This window comes from Paenibacillus sp. 01T422 (genome assembly GCF_056398785.1).
Map to the genome: position 1 here is coordinate 1 of NZ_JBFTQB010000980.1, position 2,282 is coordinate 2,282.

Consider the following 2,282-nt stretch of genomic DNA (forward strand, 5'->3'; position numbering starts at 1 on the left):
GGTCAAAGTTGCGCGTAAATTTGGTTTTACTATTTACATCTCTGAAGTCGTAGTGATGGAAGCAAGACGACATTATCAAAAAGATATTGAGAATCAGTTTGAACAGCTAAAAAAATCTATTAGTGAGTATCGAAAAGTTCCTCGACTTCCGAAAATGACTATTGAGGTGCCTGATGTAGAAGAAGTAGTTGGTCAATTTGATTCTCATTATAATGCATTAATTAATGAAGGGTTAGTTAAAGTTATACCTTATGATAATAATATTCTTCCTGAACTTGTTCACAGGTCAATTAATCGAATCAAACCATTTACAGAGAGTAAACAGGAATTTAGAGATGCAATTATTTGGCTTTCTTATGCAAAATTAGCTGAAGATAATGATTTGCAAAATTGTTTCTTCATTACTAAAAACTCATCTGACTACTTTGATGGAAAGAAAAGTGGAAATCTCCATCCAGATCTTCTAAAAGACTCAAAACGATTCACAGTGTACGCAACAGTCGAGGGGATGATGTTGAGTGAATCAGTTAAAGAATATATAGATAATTTAGATTTAATTCAATGGATTGATCATAATGATCTCAATAAAGATAAAGTGTTGGAATTTGTACAACCTTTTTATGATAATTTCTGGAATGAGGCAGTTGATATAGTCAACGAGCTTTCGCCTACAGATATTAATGATTTATATCTTCCATATGGGTTTGTTCAACTATGGTCGTTAGATTTTCAAATGGTTTCGGAGTGGGAATTCGAGCCGATGGCTGAAGAAGTTATTTTACGAGCAACAATCGTTCTCGAGGGGAATTTAGAGATAGAATCAGATATTGGTGAAGGTGATACTCTGAATTATCCTTCCGAAGAAGTTAAATTTGAAGCGAATATTACAGCAATATATGACCGAATAGAAGGAAAGATATATTCGCTGGAAATTGATGATATGGAAATGAATTTTGAGCCGACTGATTTATGAAGAAGAGAACCAAAAGACTAAGCATTATTAATTTACTACTACTCTTCGAATGTTGATAAATTATTAAGGGTCAGAGAGAGAATGTATTCCGGCTCTTTGATAAATATTTAATTAAACATTCCATTAAATAGCTATAATTTAATTTCGAAAGTTATGCATTGCTAGCAATACACATTTAGCTGTTTATTGCATTTAAAACAAATTCCAAATCATTACATGGTTGTTGTTCATTAGGGGGAATTTTGATACATTATTTGGATGTGATAATTAGAATAACTTGTAACACTTGGGGGAGATTTCGTGGAAGTTCGTCTGCCGAATCGCTTAGATAGAGTTAATATGTATAAACTGATTAACCAAACAATAAACAGCGATTTTTTACCAGTTGCTGATGAGTTTGAATTTAACTTTCAAACTTTAAGTTTTATTGAACCTGTGGGAGTTACTGTTTTAAGTAATTTAACAGAATGGCTTATGAAAAGGAATGTAAAACTCAGGTGGACTGGACCTAGTGATCAGAACATCCCATACCATGATGCTATCTGCTATCTTGATGACTCGGCATTCTTTAAAAGATATCTCGGTAAATCTCTTAGGAAATTCGCAACTGTAAGAGGGACAACAATCCCACTGGAATTAGTTTCTTACTCGGATAGTTATCAATGGCTTGAAAAAACTATTTTTTGGCTGTCTAGAAAATTAAATATCACACCGCAGTCGCTAGTGAATATTAAAGTATGTATGGAGGAAGTTTTCAATAATATTAATGATCACTCACAAGAAAACATTGGATGTGTGTTTGCACAACATTACCCTAATCTTAAGTTGGTCAGGATAGCCATTTCTGACTTTGGAGTTGGTATTCCTTATAATATAAATAAAGTTAGACCTGGCATTCAGGATTCAGAAGCAATATTGTTAGCAACGGAACAAGGTTTCTCAACAAAAAGTAATCCTAAAAATAGAGGAGCAGGTCTAGATACATTGATTTATAATGTTGTAAATAATCTTCAAGGCAATGTTTACATTCATTCAAATCATGGTATACTTAATTGTACGTACACTAGTTCTGGAACCACAAAGCAGACTCAAAATCATTCTGGCTTTTATCCAGGTACTCTGCTAGAAATTGTGTTTAGAACTGATGCGATAGAAAATATTACTGACAGTGAGGAGGAGTTTGAATGGTAATGGTGAATGTAGTTGATCATGTCAGTCATTGCTACTCCAATGCTGATGGCGATATGATTTATCAGGTTCTAACAACACATTTTGCGAAAAAAAATCAAGTAATGCTTTCCTTTAAAGG

Annotated in this window: 2 protein-coding genes; both read left to right on the plus strand. The window is 33.3% G+C overall.

What is annotated here, in order from left to right; translation table 11 throughout:
* Positions 1-973: PIN domain-containing protein (locus AC1DUA_RS34405; protein WP_477504014.1), on the plus strand; the 973-nt coding region annotated here is incomplete at its 5' end.
* 300 nt (positions 974-1,273) lie between these two features.
* Positions 1,274-2,164, plus strand: a complete 891-nt coding sequence (locus AC1DUA_RS34410; protein ID WP_477504015.1) for an ATP-binding protein — start codon at positions 1,274-1,276, stop codon at positions 2,162-2,164.
* Positions 2,165-2,282: the final 118 nt, after the last annotated feature.